The following is a 23,545-nucleotide window of genomic DNA, read 5'->3' as shown; positions in this document are numbered from 1 at the left end:
TAAGCCTTGCATTTTTTCGAGGAGTTATGTATAGTATAGAAGGTGACGACTGAAACTAATAGCCGCGCTGGCAATACCTGTTAACCACGACCAGCGCGGCTTTCCTCCCTCCTAAATAGGAGTTACTTCCATCATGCAAAAAAAAATCACGATCATCAATCCTGGTTATCGACTCTTGGGTGCATCTCATTTTTGCGGTTTGACCCGGTAGGTGCCATGGGCATCTTGGTGCCATGGGCATCTTGGTGGAACAGGCATCTTACTGGCATGGGTATCTTGCTGGCATGGGCATCTTGGTGGAACGGGCATCTTGGTGCCATGGGCATCTTGGTGGAACGGGCATCTTGCCCGTTTCCTGCCGCAACTGTAAGCATTCAGCTAATCCGCTACTTGAGGTGCTACTTGAGGTGCCAAAGGCCAACGGCTGACAGCTGACGGCTGACAGCTGACTGCTGAATAATTACATTTTATGAGAGTAAAAAAACAGGAATATATTTCGACGAATAAAAAAAGAAAAAGGGTAATGCTAGCATACAATAGTGAAAATATCGTCTACTCTAAGAGTAAGATAGTGCTTAACTGTTCCTGGAAAAACACTATCAAGTGCCCGGGGAGTTAATAGTTATAGTTACTCATAGAATCAAGGGAACTAGTGTAAGGATAAGCCAAGTCAATGGTCACTCATGACTTAGGCTGATTTAAGATTAGGGTGTTATCTACGCCAACATTTTATCTACGCCAAAAGAGTTTTCACTAGTAGCCCAAGGCCAAAAAAAATTAATTAATTCAGTTGTCTACTAGGTTATTTGTACTAATTCATAATGATCACAGATAACCGAGATTGTAGGTATCCATCGACAGGATTTGGAATCAATTATTTGACCATGATTCCCATACCACTGTCGATTACCACGTAAGCTGACAGCTGAATGCTTACAAGTATTGATTTTTATTCTAAGCACTAAACCTTTGATTACTAATGTCTAAACAAAAGCGCAAAAGGTTAAGGTGCATCAGCGCTTGGAGGCTGCAAAGCTGGAAAGTTTGCTTGCCCTTAATCCCAATAATTATTCTGTTGTGTGCCGAGGTAGCAGTAGCCCAGAATCCACCTTTTAAGACTACCCTTGAATCGCTCCAAATCACCGTGAATACTATCTGGGTGATATTCACTGGTTGTTTAGTATTCTTCATGAACGCGGGCTTTGGGATGTTGGAGGTTGGTCTTTGCCGCCAAAAGAATGCCGCCAACATTTTGACTAAAAACCTGATTGTGTTTGCCCTGTCTACAGCCGCTTACTGGGCAGTTGGCTTTGCTTTCATGTTTGGTGATGGCAACCCTGTTTTAGGTTTCAATGGCTTTTTCCTTTCGGGATCAGATAATAGTCCAGCCATAGGAGAAGCCTACAACGGTGTCTTCTATTCACTAAAAGATATTGGTATACCCCTCAACGCCAAATTCTTTTTTCAACTGGTTTTTGCTGGAACTGCTGCCACTATTGTCTCTGGAGCAGTGGCCGAGCGCATCAAATTTTCTGCCTTTTGTCTGTTCAGCCTTCTACTTGTCGGCATCATTTACCCAATCACGGGTCACTGGATTTGGGGAGGAGGCTGGCTAGGAGGAGGCTGGCTACAAGGGCTGAAATTTTGGGACTTTGCTGGTTCAACGGTAGTTCACTCCGTAGGCGGTTGCTGTGCCTTAGTAGGTGCTTACCTTCTCGGACCACGCAAGGGCAAATATATAGATGGCGTTTCCTATGGGCTGCCCGGACACAATCTCAGCCTGGCGATTCTAGGTTGCTTGATTTTATGGCTGGGCTGGTTTGGTTTTAACCCCGGCTCAACGATTTTTAATCCCGGAACGACGAATTTAGATCCCAACGCAATTAGCCATATTGTCCTCACCACTAATACAGCAGCTTGTGCAGGGGGTATTGCCGCAGCTCTAACTACCTGGCTTGACCCAAGGGATCCTGACAGTAAGCCTGACCCCACTATGATTATTAACGGAGTACTGTCGGGTTTGGTAGCCATTACCGCATCCTGTCGATTCGTTACCATTGGTAGCGCTATCACCATAGGTCTGCTGGCAGGAATAATAGTGGTCTTTTCAGTAGACTTCTGGGACAGGATGAAAATTGATGATCCAGTAGGTGCTATTTCTGTCCATCTTGTCGGTGGAGTCTGGGGAACACTGGCTTTAGGTCTTTTCAGTGAAGGACCTGGTGATTTGTATAGTATTGGTAACGGTCCAGTAGCCGGACTATTCTGTGGTGGCGGGATAGATAGTATCCGGCAGCTTTTTATTCAACTACTCGGCATTGTTGCTGTAGATGTGTCAACGGTTTTCCTGAGCTGGCTAGCTTGGTTATTAGTTAAACGTATACTTTCCTCAAGTCTAAGGGTTACAGAAAAAGCAGAAATTGAAGGTCTAGATTTCCACGAACACCGTATGAATGCCTACAGTGGCTTTTTGTTTAAGGGAGATCTCAAGCAATCACCGCTGAGGGATCAGCAAAGACAAAATTAACACACTGTTCTGTAGATACAAGCAAACCCATTAAATTCTAGGATTCAGCCGGTTATGAAGGTAATCAATAACAGTATTTTCCAGCAAATAAGTTTAATTTGATACAGACAAACTAAGCCAAAGGATTATGATCATAAATGAAATTAGTTTAGGAATAGTGTGATCATAGTTTTATTGGATACCGATCAAGACTATCAATATAGCAATCCGTGTAGCAATTGATATAATTTTGATGCCATATTCCCTACTCCCTGTTCCCTGTTCCCTGTTCCCTGTTCCCTGTTCCCTTTGCTAGAGTAGTTTAATCAAAATTAATCCCATGAACATAATCAATATGTCAAAAAACACACAAGATTACGATAGCATTGTTAGGGATTTAGTAGCTGATAATGATGACATTTTAGGTGCAGTTATCCTCTATAAACAGTTGCCAATTACTCAGTTAATAGGTAAATTAAATAAAACTGAAATTCTAAAAATAGCCGATAAAATAATCGAGTTTCACCAATCGATTAACCGCTTACCTAGTCTGGTAAACAACGAAAAAATATTCATGGAATCTAGAGATACTTTGCTGATTGTTGTTTTTTACCCTAATCAGTGTTTGTTGCTAGTTAAAGCTAAGCAAACTGATATCGTTGGCAGGATTCTACATGCTATTGAAGAAACATCACAAAAGATTCAGTCTTTACTTGACCCTAGAGGAGCTTATCGAAATAGTTATCAGTTATTGTCTCAGGCAAAGGATAATGAAATAAAATACAGGAAGAAACCCCTAAGTCCTGAATTTTAGGACGTTCCCAAATGTCAATACAACTGGGGCACAAAGAATTGCTCATACAGAGGTGGGCGCACATAGTTATTGGGAGCCTTCTTGCGTGGGGGTAATTCTAGAGGTTCCGGTGTCATATCAATGTAGGGAATCTTGCTGAGAATATGACTGATGCAATTAAGACGAGCCCGCTTTTTGTCATCAGCTTCCACCGTGAACCAGGGGGCTTCGGGAATATTGGTGTGAGCCAACATGTTGTCTTTTGCTTGGGAATATTCCACCCAGCGATCGCGAGATTCTAGATCCATCGGGCTGAGCTTCCAGCGACGAGCGGGATCGGTGGTGCGAGATTGGAAGCGTCGCTCTTGTTCTTCATCGCTAACTGAAAACCAATACTTCAGCAAAATTATGCCGGATCTGACCAACATCCGCTCAAATTCTGGGCAGGTTTGCATGAATTCCTGATACTGTGCATCGGTACAAAAACCCATCACATGCTCCACCCCAGCGCGATTGTACCAACTGCGGTCAAAACAGACAATTTCACCGGCTGCGGGCAGATGAGCGACATAGCGCTGGAAATACCATTGGGTCTTTTCCCGATCACTCGGTGTACCCAATGCCACAATTCGGCAGCCACGTGGATTTAGGGGTTCGGTAATCCGTTTAATAGTGCCCCCCTTACCAGCTGCATCACGTCCTTCAAACACAATCACAATGCGGGTACCAGTATGCTTAGTCCAGTATTGCATTTTCACCAGTTCCAATTGTAGACGGGCAAGCTCCTTTTCATAAATTTTCCTGGGAAGTTTAGAGCTGCCTTCTGCCTCAGAAATGTGGTAGAACACTTTTCGTTCTGAATTTGGGAGATTGGCCTTCTTTTGTTTCTTAAGTTTTTTCTTATTTAATTTTTTCTTATTTAATTTTTTCTTATCTTTCTTTTTACTATCTGCTGCTAGTAGATGCTTCTTTTTGCTCGCCCGTTGGGACTGATCCCCATTCATAGATTTATTTTTCATTGCTATACAACCCTGTATTTGTATTGAGCTTGATGTAGGGTGGGCAGTGGATCAGGCAGATTAACCAAGCTGGTCATCAGGTGGCTAGGCACTGCCCACCCTAGGATTAATATGCTGGATAAACTTAGTGCGATCGCAACTCTAGTTGATGTAGATGTAGGGTGGGCAGTGGATTAGGCAGATTCACTAAGCTGGCCATCAGGTGGCTAGGCACTGCCCACCCTAGGATTAATATGCTGGATAAACTTAGTGCGATCGCAACTCTAGTTGATGTAGATGTAAGGTGGGCAGTGGATTAGGCAGATTCACCAAGTTGCCCATCAGGTGGCTAGGCACTGCCCACCTTACTGAGATGTAGTTGGTAAGATGTAGGGTGGGCAGTGGATCAGGCAGATTCACGAAGCTGCCCATAGGGTTGGTAGGCACTGCCCACCCTACGATTAATCACTTTTTTACAAATATAAGATACACCCAATTAGTGCGATCGCAACTCTAGATCGCCTTGGCAAAGTTCGCTGGATCTTGGTCACGTCGGTGACGGATGGGAATAGCAGAACCTTGACCATTTCCTACTAAAGAGGCAGTTTTTTCCAGAGACTCTCTGAGCCTCTTAGCAGCATAGATAGACATATCCCGAGGAACACTAATTCTATCGCGCAAATATCGCAGAGCAGGATCTGAACCCAAGGGTGGCATACAGGTTTCCCCGGTAATCATGTGTGTCAAGGCACAACGCAGGGCTGGATCAAACAAGGTCTCGTCGGCGGGGTTAACTCGAATGATATTGGTGCGGTGTTTAAGCACTCGTTGGAGAGCTTCAGTACGGGAAGTTTCCGGTTCTGGGTAAGTTACATCCGGTAGCCCTTCCCAAGGACCATTGTCCACCCGTGCCTGATTGATTAACGTCTGGGGTTTATCGTTTGGCCAGCAGCCCCCCATCTGGGGAGGCAAATCATGGACATGGGTGTGGAAGTCGCTCTGGGTGCCACGATAGGTAGGTCGGGTTTCCATGGCCTCAAACCAAGCTGCCAATCGAGGATTTTCTTCCCTCAAAGAATAGCCTTTGTAGTAATAAAGACTGGCATTCATGCGTTCGACATAAGGCATGAAAATCACATCAACAGTACCGAACTGATCCAAACAGTAAGGACCCGGAGTGGAGCTTAGGGCATTTTCCACCATCTCCACCACTTTAACAAATTGGTCTTGGTGATTTTGTTCTTCTTTAGATGAACGTGTAGGATAGCACAACCAAGTACACCAAGCTCTAAACAGAAGTCTCTCCAACTGCCGTAGGTTGATGACAGCGGGGTCTTTCATGCTTTGTTCTAAGGGTTTAAAAACCCGTTCTAATCCGATTAAAATGTCATCACTTTCGGTAATCAAGTTACCATCTAGATCTAGAGCTGGTAGCATCCCCGATGGCACTTTCTGCTTGTACCAACTTTCTTTCTTACCATAACAAAACATGGTAACTTTTTTGATACGATAAGGAATCTGTTTTTCTTCCAACCATAGCCAAGTTTTCTGGCAGTAAGGGCACCAAGCGTGGTTATCGCGGTATAGGGTAACCCGAATATCAGATTCAGTAAAACCAAATAGGCGCAAACAGGATTGAGCGTTAGTAGCTCCATTAACAGTATCTATTTGAAAATCCGTCAGAGCTTCTAGTTCTTGCCAGGTTAGGGGGGCGATACTCATGGGGGTGGGTTTAATTAGAGTTTGTTACAAAAGATACTATCGCATATTTTGCTTAAGCTATCAGCTATTAGCTATCAGCTATCAGATATCAGCTATCAGCTATTAGCTATCAGCTATTAGCTATCAGCTATTAGCTATCAGCTATTGAATAAAATAAGCTGACGGCTGACGGCTGACGGCTGACGGCTAACGGCTGACGCCTGATAGCTGACAGCTGAATGCTTAGAATCAAGACAGTGATAAACCTGAGCTTGGTAACCATCCACGGATATTAAATTATTAACAGAATTCTCAGCAGAACAATTAGGTAACTCTTCAACTGTTGCGTTAAAATTCACCAACCATACATCTAGGGTACTTGACAAATTAGCAACAGTCTTTTTAAGAGTGATAGCAGCCGGACAATTGGTCTGCTGGCACTGAATTTGGTCTTGATGTGCCAATAGAAATTTGGGATTTACTGAAGATAGTTTTTGATCAGCCTTCTGTTGGAATTCCCAAGCCAGTCCCATCATTTCACCAGTCTGTACCAAGGTGTTGTGAGTAGTAGCAATTAGTATCGGTACTGATGACTTTTGTTCGATTATCGGTACCAATAAATCTGGACGATAGTATTTTTGATAGCCTAGATTGCTGACTACGGTAATACTACTCAAAAACCCCATTAACAAAACTAGCGCTATAGTTTTCGGTTTCCCATGGCTACTATTGTCAGTGGGATTTGGTGTTGAAGGGTGACGCTTACTCACGGCTAGGGCGGTTGCTACTAATACAATCACAGCAGGGAAGTAAACGAAACTATACCGAGCACCACGGGTGAGGTCGGTACCAAGGCAGTAAGTAATACCAAAAAATAATGCGATCGCACTAATCAAGAAACTCCCTAAAACCGTTGTGACCAAAGCAGTCTGAGGGTGATTTAGTTGTATTTTTAGATAGCGATAGAGAATCGGAAGCAACCAGATTAGAAACAGCAACATCACCAAACCCGAAGCAATGACCACTATCAGGGAAGATGACTCTACGGGCAATAGCGATAACATGGTGATCCAAGCAGCGATAGCTTGAAAAATTGGCTTGCACCAAGCCCAACTCCCTTCACTGCTACTGATAATCCATTCAGTCATCTGAGCATCGTAACTCGATAGCCACACTGGTAACCAAACTAATCCTCCCATAGCACTACCTGCCGCAACTGCACCAATGCGCCGGATGGGAGAGGGTCGAGAAGGAGAAATTTTGGCTAATCCCCAAAGTCCTAATAAAACCATGGCCTCAGCACAGAGGGTCAGGATAAAAAAATAGTGGGTTGCTATACCTAAACAATTAACCACTACCCAAGACAGGGATATCCAAATCGGTAGAACAGTATGGCGTTGAAGATGTTGTACAGCAATAACTAAGCAGCACAGGGATGCCATTACCCACAAAATAGCTAAGGTGTAATGACGGGCTTCCTGGGCTAGAAAGACACCGTAGGGAGACACAGCCATAATTGCTGCTGCTAGTTGAGCGACTAACCGGGAACGAAACCCTACCCAGCTCAGTCCATAGATTACGGGAATTGATACTATACCGAACAGGGCGGGAAGCGATCGCATTCCCCAAATTACTAAGTCGCTATCCTGTAAGGATGTTCCATCAAACGCCTGTACACCGAAGGAGAATAGCCTCATCCACCAGTTCGCGAGGACAAAGTATAGAGGAGGGTGGTGATCCTCAGTGAATAAATGATGAATAACTGCTGATGCTCCCGATTCTGGATTAAATGCCAGTGGTTGTAACAGGGTAGAGAGGGAAATGGCTTGGTCTAGGGGTAAGGTTTGATAACTATTGCCCAAGCTGAACACGATTGTGGCAAATTCATCAGTCCAGGGAGACTTCAGGGTTAGGTTAGTGAAGCGTAAAACACTGCCAATAGCAATCCAAAACAATAGCAACAGGGGGTGGAACCAGAGACTTCTCAGGAAAATTTTCAACAATAGTAACCTCAATCAGCAAAGGAGCACACTTGCCAATGGAATGGAAATAGATGACAGACAAAATATATGGAAACAGGGGGTTTTAGCCCCTAAGTTATTTTCACCTTCCGGCTACACCATGGAGGTGTTCAACTGCGATCACTGCGATCATTGTAGATTTACTGAATGTAGGTTTACTGAATATGCCTGTGATTACCACTAGTATTGATACTATTCTCAACCGTGCCTTAGGGGGTGTTGATATATCACCCGATCAAGGGGTTGTGCTTTTGAAGCAAACTGAACCTCAGGCCGTAGCGTCAATTCAAGAAACTGCGGATCGGTTGCGCTATAAACAAGTTGGGGATACGGTTACCTATGTTATCAACCGTAATATCAACTTTACCAATATCTGTACCCAGCACTGTAGTTTCTGTGCTTTTCGGCGGGATGCCTCTGAAGAGGGTGCTTATTGGCTCGATTGGCAGCAAATTCATGAAAAGGCAGCGGATGCGGTGCGGCGGGATGCTACAGAAATTTGCATGCAGGGCGGACTCAACCCCAAGGCAAAGATGAATGGGTCAACCTTGCCCTATTACCTAGGGTTGGTAAAAACCATTAAGCAAGACTTTCCTCAGCTGCATCTCCATGCTTTCTCTCCCCAGGAAGTGCAATTTATTGCTGAGCAAGATGGACTTAGCTATGCCGAGGTAATTGCTCAACTACAAGAGGCTGGTCTTGGTTCAATGCCAGGAACAGCAGCAGAGATTTTAGATGATGATGTCCGACGTATTCTCTGTCCAGAAAAGACCAATACCGCCACTTGGCTAGAGATTGTGTCAACAGCTCATCAATTGGGAATGCCCACAACCAGTACTATGCTCTCGGGTCATATTGAGACACCCCAACAACAAGTGGCACACTTGGAAAAATTGCGATCGCTTCAACAAAAAGCCTGTAACCAGGGATACCCTGGCTTAATCACTGAATTTATCTTACTGCCCTTTGTCGGACAGGAAGCCCCCAAACCATTACGCCATCGGGTTGGACGGGATCAACCGGTATTGAAAGATGCTCTGTTACTCACAGCTGTAGCTCGGATTTTCCTAGGGAACTGGATTAAAAATCACCAACCCAGTTGGGTAAAACTCGGTCTTGCTGGGGCGACAGATGCCCTTAAATGGGGTTGTAATGATATTGGTGGCACATTAATGGAGGAGCATATCACCACCATGGCCGGAGCTATGGGGGGTACCTGTATGGAAGTAGAAACATTACAAGCAGCCATTCAATCCATTGGCCGTCCCTATCAGCAACGAGATACGATTTACAGCTAAGATCAAGTCCAGTTAATCACTTCTAATCTGGTTGATACCATACCTGTTAATTGGTAATTTGTAATTGATAATTAGTAATTAGTAATTGGTAATTAGTAATTGGTAATTTACGAACAACCAATTGTAATCACATTCAACGGTCACACAGAGATATAACCTTTTATCTTTATGTCCCTAGCAATCAAATCCATGACCAAAAAAAAGAAATCTTTTCTACTGCTAATTTTTGCAGCAGCCGTCTTGGTAGTAGGCGGTGGAGTAACCGCTTACTGGTTGCTAGTTCGGCGGCAGATTTTCAAACCAAATATTCAGGTAAGTACCCAGTTAGTTCCCCAAAATGCCTTTTTTACTGCATCAATTTCTACAGACTCCAAACAATGGCAACAGTTGCTAAACTATGGCACAACTGAATCTCGACAAGTTTTGGAAAAACAGCTTGGTCAGTTGCAGGAAAATTTACTAAACGCTAACGGCTACAACTATCAGCAAGATATCAAACCTTGGTTGGGTGAAGAAGTTACCTTAGCATACTTTAGCCCTAGAGACTTATCACCAGCAGTCTTATCAAACGATCAATCAGTTTTTCCCAGTTTGATTGTACTACCCATTGACAAACTAACCCAAGCAATGGAGCTGTTCAAAAAAGCCAAGTCTCAATCAGGGAAACAGTGGGTTGAGAGAACCTACAGAGGTATTCAGGTTTACGAAACAAACAAGAGTAACTCCCAAAAGTACTCACAAAAGTACTCAGTAACAGTGCTGGGGCGTTTTCTAGTAGTGAGTGAAAACCCCAAAATTATTGATCAGGTGATTGACACCTACAAAGGAGCTATTTCCTTAGCTAGTAAAGCTGGGTACCAAGATGCGATCGCTCAGATTAAAGCTGATCAGTCCTTTGGTCAGTTGTATATTAATCTACCAGCTTTTTTAGCCGCAGTAGCCCCTGATTCCCAGGAGCAGGCTCAAAAAACAGCAGCTAAACCCTTAAAGCAAGACATAGTCACAACAGTAACCCTAACACCAGAGGGGATAAGTTTTGAAGGGATTTCCTGGGTCAAACCCAGAAGCACTGTTAAGGCCAGTAACGACACTAGCGGTTCTTTTTTGCCTAGACGGATGCCAGCGAGTACCCTAGCGATTATATCTGGGGGTAACATCAGACAATTTTGGCAATACTATACCGAACAAGGAGCATTAAATTCTCTCATCCCCATTTCCCCAGACAATTTCCAAGGTGGATTGAAAACTACCTTAGGCTTGGATTGGGAAAAGGATTTACTCTCTTGGATGGAAGGGGAGTTTGCCCTAGCCTTAATACCAATGTCTCCCGAAAAACTGGCGCTTCAGGATAACCCTTACTCTGCGCCCTTAGGAGCTGGGCTAGCATTGATGGTAAAAGTAAGCGATCGCTCTAGTGCTCAAGCAACCCTACAGCAATTGGATGACTTAATCACCAATAGTTATCAGTTACCGGTAGTAGAAACTCAGGTGAACGGTCAACCAATGGTGAGCTGGACAGCTACTCTAGGAGGGGTGAATGCTACCCACGGCTGGTTAGAAGGGAATGTAGTCTTCTTCACCCTAGGAGCCCCCATTGCTAGTGAACTGCTCCCTCAACCCCAAAAGACACTAATTCAAGCACCTCTGTTTCAAAACACCGTACCAACCAAACCTAATCCCAACACTGGTCAATTTTTCCTTGATGTTGAGCGTACCCTCAATAGCAGTAATCTCAATCTCGCCCAACTACCAACCCAGCAAGAAATCTTAGCAAAGGCAATTAATACCATCGGCTTAACGGTTGCCAAAATCGACCCCAATCGCACCCGCTTTCAACTTTTTGTTCAGTTGAAAAAACGCTCTCAACCCAGTAAACCTGCTGAAACTAAGAAGGGAGATAATCAGGAAAAACCCTAGAGACATTATTAGGTAAGCATTCAGCCGTCAGTGGTCAGGGGTCAGCGGTCAGCGGTCAGGGGTCAGCCTAATGCATTAGGCTGACGTAACTCAGATTAAACAAATGGTTACCTGTTTTATTCACAAAAGCTGATAGCTGATAGCTGATAGCTGATAGCTGATAGCTGATAGCTGATAGCTGATAGCTGATAGCTGATTGCTGATTGCTGATAGCTGATAGCTGATAGCTGATAGCTGATTGCTGATTGCTGATTGCTGATTGCTGATTGCTGATTGCTGATAGCTTAATAGCACTAGCCATGAGGCTTTCACTAATCCCTAAAGCCTCATGCCTAACACTTAACACCTTGATTTAACTCTCAAAAGTACATTGACCGAGTACTAGTTTATGCCATCGATACAGCACCAGATTTACCAGCAGCTTCCTTAAGGATTTCTGCTTTATCAGTTTCTTCCCAAGGCAGAATCAAATCGGTACGCCCGAAATGACCATAAGCTGCCGTGTCTTGATAGAAACGACCACCCCGTTCTGCGGGTAATCGGCGCAGATTGAAAGTTTGGATGATTCCAGCAGGACGCAGTTCAAAATAGTTGTTGACCAATTCCAGCAAAATCTCCTCGTCCACTTTACCAGTGCCAAAGGTTTCTACAAGGATACTCACGGGTCTTGCCACCCCAATGGCGTAACTCAGCTGGACTTCGCATTTGTCTGCTAAACCTGCTGCCACAATGTTCTTAGCTGCATAGCGACAGGCATAGGCAGCGGAACGGTCTACCTTAGTGGGGTCTTTGCCAGAGAAAGCACCACCACCATGGCGAGAGTAACCGCCATAGGTGTCTACAATAATTTTGCGACCAGTTAAACCTGCATCACCTTGGGGACCACCAATCACAAATTTTCCTGTGGGGTTCACCAGGAAGCGTGTGTTGTTATCCGGCTTAATCTCAATATCTTGGAAACAGGGTTCCACCACTGCTGACCACAAGTCATCTTTAATTTTTGCCTGGACAGCTACCTCATCGGTAATATCACCAATAGTGGCATCGTGTTGGGTGGAAACCAGAATCGTGTCAATCCCAACCGGTTTGCCATCTTCATAAGCCACACTGACCTGGGTTTTGCCATCAGGACGCAGGTAAGATAAATCACCAGTTTTACGTACAGCTGCCAGACGGCGAGAAACCCGATGAGCCAAACTGATTGGCATAGGCATCAGTTCTGGGGTTTCGTTGCAGGCAAAGCCAAACATCAGACCTTGGTCCCCTGCACCGATGGCATCTAGTTCATCGTCACTCATTTCCTCGCGACTTTCCTGGGCAGCAGTCACCCCTTGGGAAATGTCAGGGGATTGTTCATCAAGAGCAACTAAAACAGAGCAACTGTTGGCAGAGAAACCATTGTCAGCATCAGTGTAACCGATTTCAGCAATTTTCTTCCGCGCCAAATCAATCAAATTGACCTGGGCTTGGGAGGTAATTTCACCAGTAATCAATACCAAACCGGTGTTAACGACCACTTCAGCCGCAACACGGCTTTGGTGATCTTGAGCGAGCATAGCATCTAGGATAGTGTCAGAAATCTGGTCACAGACTTTGTCAGGATGACCTTCGGTAACCGATTCAGAGGTAAATAAATAGCGACGAGACAATTAGCAATTCTCCTTTAACAATTACTTGATGACCTGTATAGCATAGATCACTTTAAGCTACTTTAACCTGCTATAAGAAAAACTTAATATATTCATATCACGTTTTATCAATTGATTGTGAACAAATACTGAAACAAAAAAAACCTGAATTAAATCCTGAATCCTTTGTGATCATGATTTGACAGGTAAATAGTCAAAAATTATAGTTTTTTTGGCTATTTACCTATTTTTCAATTGATGAATCATTAAACTCCATCATCCGAGCAACGTTTTATGCTCTCGCTCTGGTTCTTATGAAATTTTTAACATTTCATGCTTTGGGGCATTGTTAGGCTTGGCAAGGGTTATGATTTAGCTATTAGTAGTCAGCTATAAGTTAATGAGCATATTTCTGAACAAATAGGATCACCACTACCATTACATCCCTTACCAATCCCTTGCCATTAAGTTTTATTTAGAATCCCCTAAAACCTCCTTTAAAGCACTCAAAACTTGCTCCACATTTTCTCGCCGAGAGTTATAACCCATTAAACCAATGCGCCAGACTTTACCAGCTAATTCACCCAAGCCGCCACCAATTTCCATGTTGTAATCATCCAGCAGTTTGCGGGTAACTGCCTTGCCATCCACCCCGTCTGGTATCCGAACCGTGGTCAGGGTAGGCAAACGAAATTCTTGCTCCACGTGACATTCTAGACCCAAATCAGCCAAACCTTCCCAAAGCAATTCAGCATTAGTTTGATGCCGTTCCCAACAAGCGGTTAGTCCTTCTTCAGCAACCAATCGCAACGCTTCGCGCAAGGCATAATTCATATTAATTGGAGCTGTGTGGTGGTAGGTGCGCTCGTCACCCCAATATTTGCTCAACATCGATACATCCAAATACCAATTAGCGACTTGGGTACGACGCTGGTTGAGTTTTTCGAGGGCACGAGCTCCCATAGTGAAAGGAGAAATGCCTGGTGGACAGCTAAGCCCTTTTTGGGAGCAACTATAGGCCAGATCAATCCCCCATTCATCAATAAACAGTGGCACCCCACCTAAACTGGTGACTGTGTCAACCAGCAGCAAGCAATTGAAATCTCGGCACAACTCAGCCACACCCTCAAGGGGCTGACGGGCACCGGTTGACGTTTCAGCATGAACCAAAGCCAAGACAGCAGGACGATGGGTTTCCAAGCCTTCTCGGAGTTCATCAAGGGTAAAGACTTGCCCCCAAGGCTTCATTAGTTTACGGACATCAGCACCATAACGACCAGCCATATCCACAAGTCGGTGTCCAAAGTAACCGTTTACCCCAACTAAAACCACATCACCTGGTTCTACTGCATTGGCTAGAGTAGCTTCCATTGCCGCACTACCTGTGCCACTCATGGGAATGGTCATCGGGTTATCAGTTTGCCAAGCGTAGCGGAGTAAGGTTTGCACTTCGTTCATCAGTGCGATAAAACGGGGATCCAGGTGACCAACTGGGGGCATTCCCAACGCTTTTAATATGGAAGGATGGGCATTAGATGGCCCAGGTCCGAGTAACAGCGTCGGAGGCATATCTATATCGGTCACGGAGACGCGATTATTATCTTTGATTGATGGGGTTGAGGTCATTTATTATTTATAAGTGTTTGGTAAAGTAAGAGTTAACCAAAATAAATAATAACCCGAAGGTGGCTATCCCCGTATTCTAGGAAGTAAGGCGGAACAGCAAAGAGGCTTCAGCCTCAAGCACAGAGGAGATTAAAGAGGTCAACAAAACCGGGTGTATCTCATATTTGTCAAAAAAAGGGAAGTGTGGGAAGTGTGGGGCGCGGGGAGTGTGGGGCGCGGGGAGTGTGGGAATTCTCGCGCGAATTTTTGCTTAATTTCATCCATTGAGATGCACCCAACAAAACCTAATCTGCTTGGATATCGGCAAAGATGCCAATGGCAATGGTGAGGTAAGCAGTTAAGCTGTTATATATTTTTAATACACAACAGTTTGCCAAAGATGTGATGCTCAAAAAAAAGTAATTTTAATGTATTTTGTTGAGCTATAAAGCAAATGCATCTAAATTATGAAACCTTTATCCACTAAAAAAATCAATAACACTAAATTAATAAAGCAACAAATTAATAAAAATATAAACACGTTGAAACCCTTATACCTGGGTGAGCCCGTTGGCAGGTTAGCCGGTTGGCAGATTGCAGGAAACAACCTTCAACGGATGAACCTTCAACCTTCAACGGATGAACCTTCAACCTTCAACGGATGAACCTTTAACCGCAAAGTAGGCTAGAAAAGAAAAAGATTCGCGATCTGCACGCTTTAAGCGATGGACTGCGTCCCGCTTTCAGCGATGGACTTCATCCCGCTTTCAGCGATCGCATGTTTGGCAAGCATATAGATTCAGGATAAATACTGTGGTTTTTAAGATTGCTTTATTAGGATTAGGGACCGTTGGTACAGGAACAGCAAAGATTTTACTCGACACAGCTGGACGTAACCCACTACTGCAAGGGATAGAAATTGCCAAGGTAGGAGTGCGATCGCTTGATAAGCCCAGAGAAGTGCAACTACCACTGGAGTTGATGACAACGGACCTAGAAGAAATTGTCACCAACCCAGAGATAGATATTGTAGTAGAGCTACTGGGAGGATTAGAACCAGCGCGATCGCTTATGCTCAAAGCGATTGCCCAAGGTAAACATATTGTCACTGCCAATAAAGCCGTTATTTCCCGCTATGGAGATGAAATTTTTGCGGCGGCGGAAGAGGCAGGAGTCTACGTCATGTTAGAAGCAGCAGTTGGGGGGGGTATCCCAGTAATTCAACCCCTAAAACAGGCATTGGGAGTGAACCGTATTCATAGTATTACTGGCATTGTTAACGGTACTACCAATTACATCCTGACCCGGATGCAACGGGAAGGGGGAGAATTTGCCGATATTCTGGCTGATGCCCAACGGTTGGGATATGCTGAGGCTGACCCCACTGCTGATGTGGATGGATTAGATGCCGCTGACAAGATTGCTATTTTAGCTTCTATTGCTTTTGCAGGACGGATTAAGTTATCTGATGTCCACTGTGAAGGGATTCGTCAGGTCAGTGCAGCAGATATTGTTTATGCTGAGAAACTGGGGTTTGTAATTAAACTATTAGCTGTAGCCAAGCGAGACCCAATGGCAACTGGGGATAACCCAAAGTCTGAAACTATTCAGCTGAGGGTACATCCTACCCTTGTTGCCAAAACTCACCCCCTTGCCAGTATCAATGATGTTTACAACGGGATTGTGGTAGAAGGCGAACCGATTGGACAAGTGATTTTCTCTGGTCCTGGTGCAGGTTCTGGTCCGACAGCCAGTGCGGTAGTGTCGGATATTTTGAACATTGCTGCTGTCCTCAAAACCGATCTCGAAGCCAAGCAACTACATCCTCTACTTAGTTGTGCTCATCAGCACTATTGTAATGTTGCTCCTATTTCAGACCTGGTCACCCGCTTTTATGCGCGGTTCCTCAGTCAAGACCATCCTGGTGTAATTGGGCATTTAGGCACCAGTTTTGGCAAACATCATGTCAGTTTAGAATCTGTGGTGCAAATTGGTTTCCAAGGAAACTTAGCAGAGATTGTGGTCGTCACTCATGATGTGCGTGAAGGGAACTTCCGAGAGGCTCTAGATGAAATTCGGACTCTAGAGGCAGTGGATAGTATTCCTAGTATTTTAAGAGTGCTTTGAAGGTTGAAGAGTTGAAGGTTGAATAGTTGAAGGTTCACTAGTTGAAGGTTTAATCTTTTAGAGGGTTGAGGGAAGTCCTTGGCCAAAAGGCCACGCTACGCGAACGGGGAAAGTTCAAACCATAGTAGCCATTCCCGAAGGTTAGGTTGTTTGCTTGAAGTCTAAAAGTTGAAACCGTTTACCTGTGCCCTAGTCTTGATCTATGACTCAATCCTTAACAATGAATGTAGTGCGCTGGCTCCCAATTATTTCTACAATTTTTTGGCTAGTGACCCCAACTGTTGCTAGTTCAAACTTGGGAACAACTGATTCCTATCCTGGTTCTTTATCTGTAGATGATGGTTGGCGATGGACTTCGTCCCGCTTTCAGCGATGGACTTCGTCCCGCTTTCAGCGAACGCAAAGCCAGTTAAATTTCACACATTCCACACTTCAAGCAGCCAACCTACAACCTTGGCCAAAAGGCCACGCTACGCGAACAACTCTGACAGTACAAACAGTACAACAGCCACAAAACACAGTAACTCAAAACACAACTATAGAGGATATTTGTCCACCGCCAGTGCTCTCTCGCTTAACTCGCCACCAAGTGGTTGCAGGTGAAACCGTCGAGAGTATTGCCAACAAATACAACCTTGAAGAGGCTACACTACTTCGATTTAATCGAGCCTTAAACCGGCAGTCAATGCCAGTGGGGCAAGAGATTCTGATTCCGCCATTCAATGGTATCTTGGTGAATGTGCCATTGAATGCCACTTGGCAAGACTTAGCAGACGCCTACGGTGTCCGTGCTGCGGTTTTATTTGAGTTAAATGGTTGTAAAAAACCCTCTAAGCAAGCCTTTATCCCAGGGTTAAATTCCCTTGGCATAGGTATTCCCACAGCAACGAGGGAAACTCCGACTGTAGATAGCTACACCGGATTGACTAATTATCCCTTACCAACTGTGGCAGGGATAGGACTGGATTACGGCTGGCGGCAAGACGCTGGTGAGGATGAAAAGAAGTTTCACGCTGGTGTGGATTTACTCGCACAGGAAGGTACTCAGGTTTTTGCTACTGATAGCGGTATCGTTGCCTATGCTGGAGCACAAGACACTTATGGCAATTTGGTAGTGATTAATCATGAGGGAGGACGCCAAACCCGCTATGCTCACTTAAACCGTACTAGTGTCAGTCCAGGTCAGCAAATTAATGTTGGACAGTTATTGGGGACAGTGGGGACTACGGGAAATCCTGACATTAACCAACCCCATCTACATTTTGAGGTTCGTTTGAATTCCCCTGGGGGTTGGGCAGCACAAGATCCAAAATTGCATTTGAAAATTACTCGGTAGTGACCTCTCCCCTGGTAAGCATTCAGCTGATAGCTGAATGCTGATAGCTGAATCCTGACATTTTTTGGCTCATCTCTTTCCAACTCAGTTTAATTGGTAATCTTGCCGGACTTATGCCAACAATCTCCCTGAATTAGGGTATGGAATAGCCAATCATCAGAGGTTTGAGGATAATCGCTGCGGTAATGTCCGCCTCGACTTTCAGTGCGCCAAGCCGCACTTTTTAAGATTAAATAAGCAACATCGGTCAAATTGAGAGTTTCTGCAGCTAGCCTCAGGTGCTGCTCAGCTCGATCGGAGTTTAATTGCACTGTTTCGTTGGGTGTCGCCTTGAGTAAGTATCCCATAATATTCAAATCAGTGAGTTGAGAACGCCAACTATTTAGTTGTGCGATCGCATCTTCAAGTATTCCTTGAGAGCGAGAAATTCCAGCACTTTGCCACATGAGTTTAGGTAAATTTTGTCTGATTGAGTTAACCTTCTCCATCTCGTTATTCCAATCCTGTTGTTCCTGCCTTACTGGCAGAGATTGATATCCCATATCATCACCACCATTAACCTTGGAGTTAACCGTTAGCTGGGACAATTGAGCAGCAAAAACAATACATTCTAGTAGGGAATTACTAGCTAAACGATTAGCACCATGAACTCCTGTACTGGCAGTCTCACCGATAGCATATAGCCCCTCGATGGAGGTACAACACTCCAAATTCGTCGCAACTCCCCCCATCCAATAATGAGCCACAGGAGCAATAGGAATGGGCTGTGTAAACAAATCGATGTCCCACTGTTGACAGGCTTGAATAATACTAGGAAAACGATCTCGCATCCTCTGGGCTTTTATGGGTCGCAAATCCAGATAAACACAATAGGGATCGGGTTTCGTTTGCTGTAAGTGACAGAAAATTGCCCGACTGACCACATCCCTGGGTGCCAGCTCTCCATCAGGATGATGATTAAACACAAAACGCTGTCCTTGGGCATCGATTAAATGAGCCCCTTCCCCCCGCACAATTTCAGTAACCAAGAAACGGGGTATTCCAGTTACTGTTAGCGCCGTCGGATGAAACTGAACAAACTCTGGATCTCGGATCAAGGCTCCTGCACGCCAAGCCAGACCAATCCCATCCCCAGTACTGACCGTGGGGTTTGTGGTGTGGGAAAAAACTTGACCGCCGCCGCCAGTGGCTAAGACCACTGCCGCAGCTCTAACCCAGCGAATATATCCTTGATAGAGGACACTCACCCCCTGACAGTTCCCTGTGACTTCATTGAGCCACAAACTCAAGGCAAATGCCTGGGAAAACACCTGAATGTTTTCCCGTTCCAAAACTTGAGCCGTGAGTGCATCAATCAGCACCTTTCCAGTCGTTTCACCAGAATGGAGGACACGAGGACGAGAGTGTGCCGCTTCTAGCTCCAGGGCGAGTTTCTGACCGTGGCGGTCAAAGTTGACTCCCATCTCTAAAAGGGACTTGATCGCACCGGGAGCATTATCAGCTAAAAGTTTGACTGCTTCTGGTTCGCAAAGACCTGCCCCAGCTTTGAGGGTGTCTTCCCAATGGGACAATGGAGTATCTGAGGGATCGATTGCCGCAGCAATGCCTCGTGCCCAGCTACTTGCTCCGGTTTTCAGGGCATCTTTGGTAATTAAGCCCACTTGCAAGTAGGAAGGCAAAGACAAAGCAGAATAGAGCCCTGCTGCACCAGAGCCAATGATTATAACATCAAACTGGGAGGGAATATTTGGCAATTCTGAGGGATTACATAGAGAAATTTGAGAGTCTTGCATAGTTTTGCCCTTATACAATTGTGCCAAAACAAGATTCTTTTAAGCAAACTCCTTTGCTCACTTCTTGGTCATCTATTATTAAAATGGCCTCCCTATATTCCAAGCTGAGGTTACTTTCCATCGTTGATGTTCGATTTCGCAGAATGCTTGACCAAGTTGCAAAGGCTCTATCGAAGATCAAGTCATACATTCTGTTTTGAATGCTGGCATGAGCACTTGTTTGGCGATGATAAGACTTTTCCCCGCGCAACAATATTTGCTTTTCTGTTTGGGAATTATCCAGTTCTGAAGTATTAAGTTTAGAAGTATTGAGGAAATTGAAATGATTGTTTCTTTCTTGACCAAATGTGGCATCAGCGCTCCAAATAATCCCGTAATCAGGGAAGAGTGCATAAACAAAATGGTAGCCCCAAAACCTAGGATAATTCCCCTCATAAATTTTGCAATATCCTTGCGCTTTTTGAGTGCCATTATCTGTATGAACAATGCATTCAAGTTGTGGCTGATGGATAACATCGCGCTGATTTTCTTCACCAGGAACACCCCAGGTGAATTGGGTCGTCACTTCAAATTGCACTTCCAGATTGGCTTCTGGCAAACAAATTATTCCAGTTTGATCGTTTTTTTGGATAGAGATATGCTCAGCTGAGCTTCTTTGTTCCGAGGTATTAATCAGTTCCTGAGAGTTGCCCTGAGTGTCACTCCACCAGGCGGAGTAATGCTCAAGGGTTTTGGTTTTAAAATGTCTCAGAGCAAGGAGAGAGCCGTCTTCGAGAAAGAAATGGTATTGCTCATTATAAACAGAGGTTAAAGCAGAAAAATAGGTGTCTGGTACTTGGTATATCTTTGGAGCACAGGGTTTCTTAGCAGTGATCAATGCTCCACCAACGCTACCCCCTTGAAGCATATCCCGACCAATTCTATACAATCGACTGCGGTGTTCAAAAATGTCTTCACCGAAGAGTTTGATTGATTCTTCCTTGGAATCGATGAATTTCTGATAGCGTTCTTTTATACAACGTTGCCATCCGGTTGTTAAATCAATGAAACAAATTTCAGTAAACCCTGCACGTTCGAAGTGCTGTCGGTAGGTTTCACGGGTTGGCACGTAAGAAGATTTAAATACTTCTTTTAAAGTGGTTTTTACGTCTGGTGTCAGGGTGCAATTTGCCACGTAATCCTCAACGTAGATACTGCCATTTTCTTTCAAAGCACGAAAACAAATTTCAAGGACTTTGTCACGCTCTTCAATGTGTAATAAGGATAGAAATGAAATGATGTTGTCAAATGAATTGGGTAACAGGGCATCGATGATTTCGGAACTGAGAACATTGCCAGTCAGGTATTGGATGCGCTGATCGAGTCCCATCCGTTGGGTGAGTTCTTGGGCAATTTCACTAAAGTCCTGTCTTAATTCCACACATTGGAGGTGACATCCCGTTTTATAGCTAATATATCGAGCTGGCCCACCCACACCACTTCCTATATCCAAAACGCGAGAGTTGGGATTGAGCGATAAATAATTGATGGCGCGATCGCAAGCTTGACTACCAAAGTAGTGATATTGATCCAGATGACCCAAATCTAGCAAGTCTTGAATTTCTAAAGTTCCGGTAGCTTTTCCTTTTTGCTTAAGGGCTTGACGAATACTATAAATGCGCCAATCGTAAAGTAAAGCTGCGTCTTTTGAGGAATAATATTGATTCTCCAATTGCGGTAATGTCATGATTACTTTAAGGTAATAACATATCTAATTTTAGTCATACTTTGTGTCATAATTATATCGGAGAATGTTTGAAAATCAATCCTTCACAGACTTTTTCAAACATCCTCTAAGATTTATAATTTGTTGACTGACAAATCTTGCTTCGTAGTAAAATCAAGGGTTTTAGAAGTTTCGTCAGTCAATCACGATTTAGACACTGGACAACATAGATTTAGTAACGGAAAGTTGCGCTGACATCTCCAACATGCGTTGCATGGGCTTGAGTGCAGCAATCCGAATGTCTTCTGGTAAGGTAATTTCTGGTGCCCGATTTTTCATTGCTAGATATAACTTTTCCAAAGTATTCAACCGCATGTGAGGGCATTCATTACATGCACAGTTACCCGTCGCTGGTGCAGCAATAAACTGCTTGTGTGGCATATGCTTTTCCATTTGATACAGAATACCGGGTTCAGTGGCGACGATAAATTGTTCCGCAGCACTTCCCTGGCTATACTCAAACAAAGCTTTCGTTGAACCAATGTAATCCGCATGGCGTAACACTGGAGCTTCACATTCGGGATGAGCAATAAATTCTGCTTGAGGATGTTCTATTTTGAGTTGTACGATCTTCTTTTCCGAAAAAATTTCATGAATCATACAACTCCCATCCCAAAGTACTAAATCCCTTCCTGTTTGTTCGCTAACATAGCGACCAAGGTTTTTATCAGGAGCGAAAATAATTGGCTGATCTTTTGGGATTTGATTCACAATATCTACCGCATTAGAGCTGGTGCAAATAATATCGCTCATTGCTTTAACCGCAGCAGAGCAATTAACGTAACACACCACTAAATGATCTGGATGGGCAGCTTTGAAAGCAGCAAATTCTTCGGGAGGACAGCCATCAGCCATAGAGCAACCCGCATCTAAATCAGGTAATAATACTAACTTGTTAGGGTTAAGGATTTTGGCAGTTTCTGCCATGAAATGAACTCCAGCAAAGACGATCACATCAGCATCTGTAGTAGCAGCCTGGCGAGATAAGGTTAAAGAATCACCCAAATAGTCAGCAATATCTTGAATATCAGGCTCTTGATAGTAGTGAACTAAAATAACTGCATTTAGCTCCTTCTTGAGATCTTCAATAGCTGCGAATAAGTCATCTGGTAGAGAACTAAAGTGGGTGTTTTTTGTTGTTGATTGGGTGATAAACATAGTGAAGTATCCTTAGGGATGCAGAAAGGTGTTAATGCTTGCTTTCAATAAAAGAATAGATGATTTAGTTTGTAATCGCAAGAAATTAACTGCTAATTTTATTAATTAATTGTTAAATGTTATTTTTTGTGTTAGTCAGTGGATAAAGTTAGGATAAAACTGATCCTGGTGACAGGGTAAGCGCAAGAAAAATTGAGCAAAAATGTGATATACGGCAAGGATGATGACCATATTAAGCCAAGATTGCTCAGCACTATTGCAAATTTATATTAATATTGTTGAGAATAATGCCGCCTTATTGATTATTGCGTTTACCCTGTGGTTATTGCCTGATCAGAAATATTATTTCCCACATTCCGCAGGTTTGTCAGACCAGTAGATAATATTTTTGGCAGGGAGCACCAAGAAAGCGAAGAATCCTGTGATGCTCGTGAGTTAAGTTGACAATTTGCTCGACTCCGCCCAGGATAACTAAATGAATCGACTGAAAGCACTGAAATACCAAGCGCCGAGTCGGGGTAGCCGTCGGCTTACCCAATTGGTTGTTAATGGTTTGCTTAGTCCGGGCGAGCCCACTTTCCGCACTTCATTTTGTAGCACAAAAGAACTATCGAGTGCGATCGCAAATTCTCTAAGATAATCCGAGTAAAAATACTTAGTTGACTTAGATTTTGCTGGTGCTTGCCGCGAACTTTTTTTTTACTGAAGTTCCCCCGTACAAATGAACTAAAGCATTCCATCCCTGTAGGGGGCCTTATTAACGCACCCTACATCATTAGCGCGTTTAGGAGCCAGTGAGGTGCGCTTTCCGCATCTAATTATTAAATTCGCCACGGGTCGCACCTTTTGCGTAAGTCCTGTTCAAGTTATGGTCAATTGTAATAATTTTGGGGGGTGTA

Annotated in this window: 18 protein-coding genes and 1 pseudogene; 8 read left to right on the top strand and 11 right to left on the bottom strand. The window is 44.0% G+C overall.

The genetic code is table 11. The annotated features are described in order from the left end of the window. Positions 1-155 precede the first annotated feature (155 nt). Positions 156-374 carry a hypothetical protein gene (locus LYNGBM3L_RS22045; RefSeq protein WP_009148905.1) on the bottom strand — a complete coding sequence of 73 codons (219 nt, stop codon included), beginning with the start codon at positions 372-374 and terminating at the stop codon, positions 156-158. Between the two features lie 605 nt (positions 375-979). Between LYNGBM3L_RS22045 and LYNGBM3L_RS22040 the strand changes: the two genes are divergently transcribed. Continuing rightward, complete coding sequence (locus tag LYNGBM3L_RS22040) at positions 980-2,527, top strand: ammonium transporter (protein WP_044494306.1); 1,548 nt, start codon at positions 980-982, stop codon at positions 2,525-2,527. A 334-nt stretch (positions 2,528-2,861) separates the two neighbouring features. Then, positions 2,862-3,320 carry a hypothetical protein gene (locus tag LYNGBM3L_RS22035; RefSeq protein WP_009148899.1) on the top strand — a complete coding sequence of 153 codons (459 nt, stop codon included), beginning with the start codon at positions 2,862-2,864 and terminating at the stop codon, positions 3,318-3,320. Between the two features lie 14 nt (positions 3,321-3,334). Here LYNGBM3L_RS22035 and ppk2 read toward each other — a convergent pair whose 3' ends face one another. Beyond that, a complete protein-coding gene (ppk2, locus tag LYNGBM3L_RS22030; RefSeq protein ID WP_009148897.1) occupies positions 3,335-4,318 on the bottom strand; it encodes a polyphosphate kinase 2 in 984 nt (327 codons plus the stop codon). A 39-nt stretch (positions 4,319-4,357) separates the two neighbouring features. Here ppk2 and LYNGBM3L_RS44090 point away from each other — a divergent pair, with 39 nt between their 5' ends. After that, complete coding sequence (locus LYNGBM3L_RS44090; RefSeq protein ID WP_009148895.1) at positions 4,358-4,495, top strand: hypothetical protein; 138 nt, start codon at positions 4,358-4,360, stop codon at positions 4,493-4,495. A gap of 69 nt (positions 4,496-4,564) precedes the next feature. Here the strand turns inward: LYNGBM3L_RS44090 and LYNGBM3L_RS41440 are convergent, their stop codons facing one another. From LYNGBM3L_RS41440 to LYNGBM3L_RS22020, 3 genes are all read right to left on the bottom strand, one after another. Then, entirely contained in the window at positions 4,565-4,744 is a 180-nt protein-coding gene (locus LYNGBM3L_RS41440; RefSeq protein ID WP_131827118.1) for a hypothetical protein, read from the bottom strand. A 66-nt stretch (positions 4,745-4,810) separates the two neighbouring features. Then, on the bottom strand, positions 4,811-6,019 hold the full coding sequence (locus LYNGBM3L_RS22025; RefSeq protein ID WP_009148893.1) for a glutathione S-transferase family protein: 1,209 nt from the start codon (positions 6,017-6,019) through the stop codon (positions 4,811-4,813). Between the two features lie 137 nt (positions 6,020-6,156). Next, entirely contained in the window at positions 6,157-7,998 is a 1,842-nt protein-coding gene (locus LYNGBM3L_RS22020; protein WP_009148891.1) for a glycosyltransferase family 39 protein, read from the bottom strand. A 185-nt stretch (positions 7,999-8,183) separates the two neighbouring features. Between LYNGBM3L_RS22020 and cofH the strand changes: the two genes are divergently transcribed. Beyond that, a complete protein-coding gene (cofH, locus tag LYNGBM3L_RS22015) occupies positions 8,184-9,317 on the top strand; it encodes a 7,8-didemethyl-8-hydroxy-5-deazariboflavin synthase subunit CofH (RefSeq protein ID WP_009148889.1) in 1,134 nt (377 codons plus the stop codon). 189 nt (positions 9,318-9,506) lie between these two features. Beyond that, the gene (locus LYNGBM3L_RS22010) at positions 9,507-11,234 is read left to right on the top strand and encodes a DUF3352 domain-containing protein (RefSeq protein WP_044494304.1); all 1,728 of its coding nucleotides are present in this window, start codon (positions 9,507-9,509) and stop codon (positions 11,232-11,234) included. 386 nt (positions 11,235-11,620) lie between these two features. Here the strand turns inward: LYNGBM3L_RS22010 and metK are convergent, their stop codons facing one another. Further along, complete coding sequence (gene metK / locus LYNGBM3L_RS22000; protein WP_009148884.1) at positions 11,621-12,883, bottom strand: methionine adenosyltransferase; 1,263 nt, start codon at positions 12,881-12,883, stop codon at positions 11,621-11,623. Positions 12,884-13,333: 450 nt separating this feature from the next. Then, positions 13,334-14,488 carry a pyridoxal-phosphate-dependent aminotransferase family protein gene (locus LYNGBM3L_RS21995; RefSeq protein ID WP_044494302.1) on the bottom strand — a complete coding sequence of 385 codons (1,155 nt, stop codon included), beginning with the start codon at positions 14,486-14,488 and terminating at the stop codon, positions 13,334-13,336. 521 nt (positions 14,489-15,009) lie between these two features. Between LYNGBM3L_RS21995 and LYNGBM3L_RS48870 the strand changes: the two genes are divergently transcribed. The 3 genes from LYNGBM3L_RS48870 to LYNGBM3L_RS21980 all read left to right on the top strand — a co-directional run bounded on the left by LYNGBM3L_RS48870 (position 15,010) and on the right by LYNGBM3L_RS21980 (position 17,930). Beyond that, positions 15,010-15,132 (top strand): hypothetical protein, encoded by a 123-nt coding sequence (locus LYNGBM3L_RS48870; protein ID WP_267872074.1) that lies wholly within the window; start codon positions 15,010-15,012, stop codon positions 15,130-15,132. 148 nt (positions 15,133-15,280) lie between these two features. Further along, complete coding sequence (locus LYNGBM3L_RS21985) at positions 15,281-16,594, top strand: homoserine dehydrogenase (RefSeq protein ID WP_009148878.1); 1,314 nt, start codon at positions 15,281-15,283, stop codon at positions 16,592-16,594. Positions 16,595-16,796: 202 nt separating this feature from the next. Beyond that, entirely contained in the window at positions 16,797-17,930 is a 1,134-nt protein-coding gene (locus LYNGBM3L_RS21980; RefSeq protein ID WP_009148876.1) for a M23 family metallopeptidase, read from the top strand. A gap of 89 nt (positions 17,931-18,019) precedes the next feature. Here LYNGBM3L_RS21980 and nadB read toward each other — a convergent pair whose 3' ends face one another. The 4 genes and pseudogenes from nadB to LYNGBM3L_RS36965 form a co-directional block, all read right to left on the bottom strand. Next, positions 18,020-19,723, bottom strand: a complete 1,704-nt coding sequence (gene nadB / locus LYNGBM3L_RS21975) for an L-aspartate oxidase (protein WP_044494339.1) — start codon at positions 19,721-19,723, stop codon at positions 18,020-18,022. 10 nt (positions 19,724-19,733) lie between these two features. After that, positions 19,734-21,449, bottom strand: coding sequence for a methyltransferase domain-containing protein (locus tag LYNGBM3L_RS21970; protein ID WP_009148872.1), 1,716 nt, complete (start codon positions 21,447-21,449; stop codon positions 19,734-19,736). Between the two features lie 189 nt (positions 21,450-21,638). Next, positions 21,639-22,646, bottom strand: coding sequence for a quinolinate synthase NadA (gene nadA / locus LYNGBM3L_RS21965; RefSeq protein WP_009148870.1), 1,008 nt, complete (start codon positions 22,644-22,646; stop codon positions 21,639-21,641). Positions 22,647-23,013: 367 nt separating this feature from the next. Beyond that, positions 23,014-23,217 (bottom strand): annotated as a pseudogene (locus LYNGBM3L_RS36965) (IS1634 family transposase); the annotation flags it as partial. Positions 23,218-23,545 lie beyond the last annotated feature (328 nt).

This window comes from Moorena producens 3L, assembly GCF_000211815.1.
In the GTDB taxonomy this organism is placed as follows: domain Bacteria; phylum Cyanobacteriota; class Cyanobacteriia; order Cyanobacteriales; family Coleofasciculaceae; genus Moorena; species Moorena producens.
The sequence above is the reverse complement of the archived record's forward strand: the minus strand, read 5'-3'. Positions and strand labels throughout refer to the sequence as shown.

Bases quoted from the DNA above. Each gene is read 5' to 3' on its own strand.
- LYNGBM3L_RS22045 (WP_009148905.1), bottom strand. From the start codon at position 374: ATGCTTACAGTTGCGGCAGGAAACGGGCAAGATGCCCGTTCCACCAAG.
- LYNGBM3L_RS22040 (WP_044494306.1), top strand. From the start codon at position 980: ATGTCTAAACAAAAGCGCAAAAGGTTAAGGTGCATCAGCGCTTGGAGG.
- LYNGBM3L_RS22035 (WP_009148899.1), top strand. From the start codon at position 2,862: ATGTCAAAAAACACACAAGATTACGATAGCATTGTTAGGGATTTAGTA.
- ppk2 (WP_009148897.1), bottom strand. From the start codon at position 4,318: ATGAAAAATAAATCTATGAATGGGGATCAGTCCCAACGGGCGAGCAAA.
- LYNGBM3L_RS22025 (WP_009148893.1), bottom strand. From the start codon at position 6,019: ATGAGTATCGCCCCCCTAACCTGGCAAGAACTAGAAGCTCTGACGGAT.
- cofH (WP_009148889.1), top strand. From the start codon at position 8,184: ATGCCTGTGATTACCACTAGTATTGATACTATTCTCAACCGTGCCTTA.
- LYNGBM3L_RS22010 (WP_044494304.1), top strand. From the start codon at position 9,507: ATGACCAAAAAAAAGAAATCTTTTCTACTGCTAATTTTTGCAGCAGCC.
- LYNGBM3L_RS21995 (WP_044494302.1), bottom strand. From the start codon at position 14,488: ATGACCTCAACCCCATCAATCAAAGATAATAATCGCGTCTCCGTGACC.
- LYNGBM3L_RS21980 (WP_009148876.1), top strand. From the start codon at position 16,797: ATGACTCAATCCTTAACAATGAATGTAGTGCGCTGGCTCCCAATTATT.
- nadB (WP_044494339.1), bottom strand. From the start codon at position 19,723: ATGCAAGACTCTCAAATTTCTCTATGTAATCCCTCAGAATTGCCAAAT.
- LYNGBM3L_RS21970 (WP_009148872.1), bottom strand. From the start codon at position 21,449: ATGACATTACCGCAATTGGAGAATCAATATTATTCCTCAAAAGACGCA.
- nadA (WP_009148870.1), bottom strand. From the start codon at position 22,646: ATGTTTATCACCCAATCAACAACAAAAAACACCCACTTTAGTTCTCTA.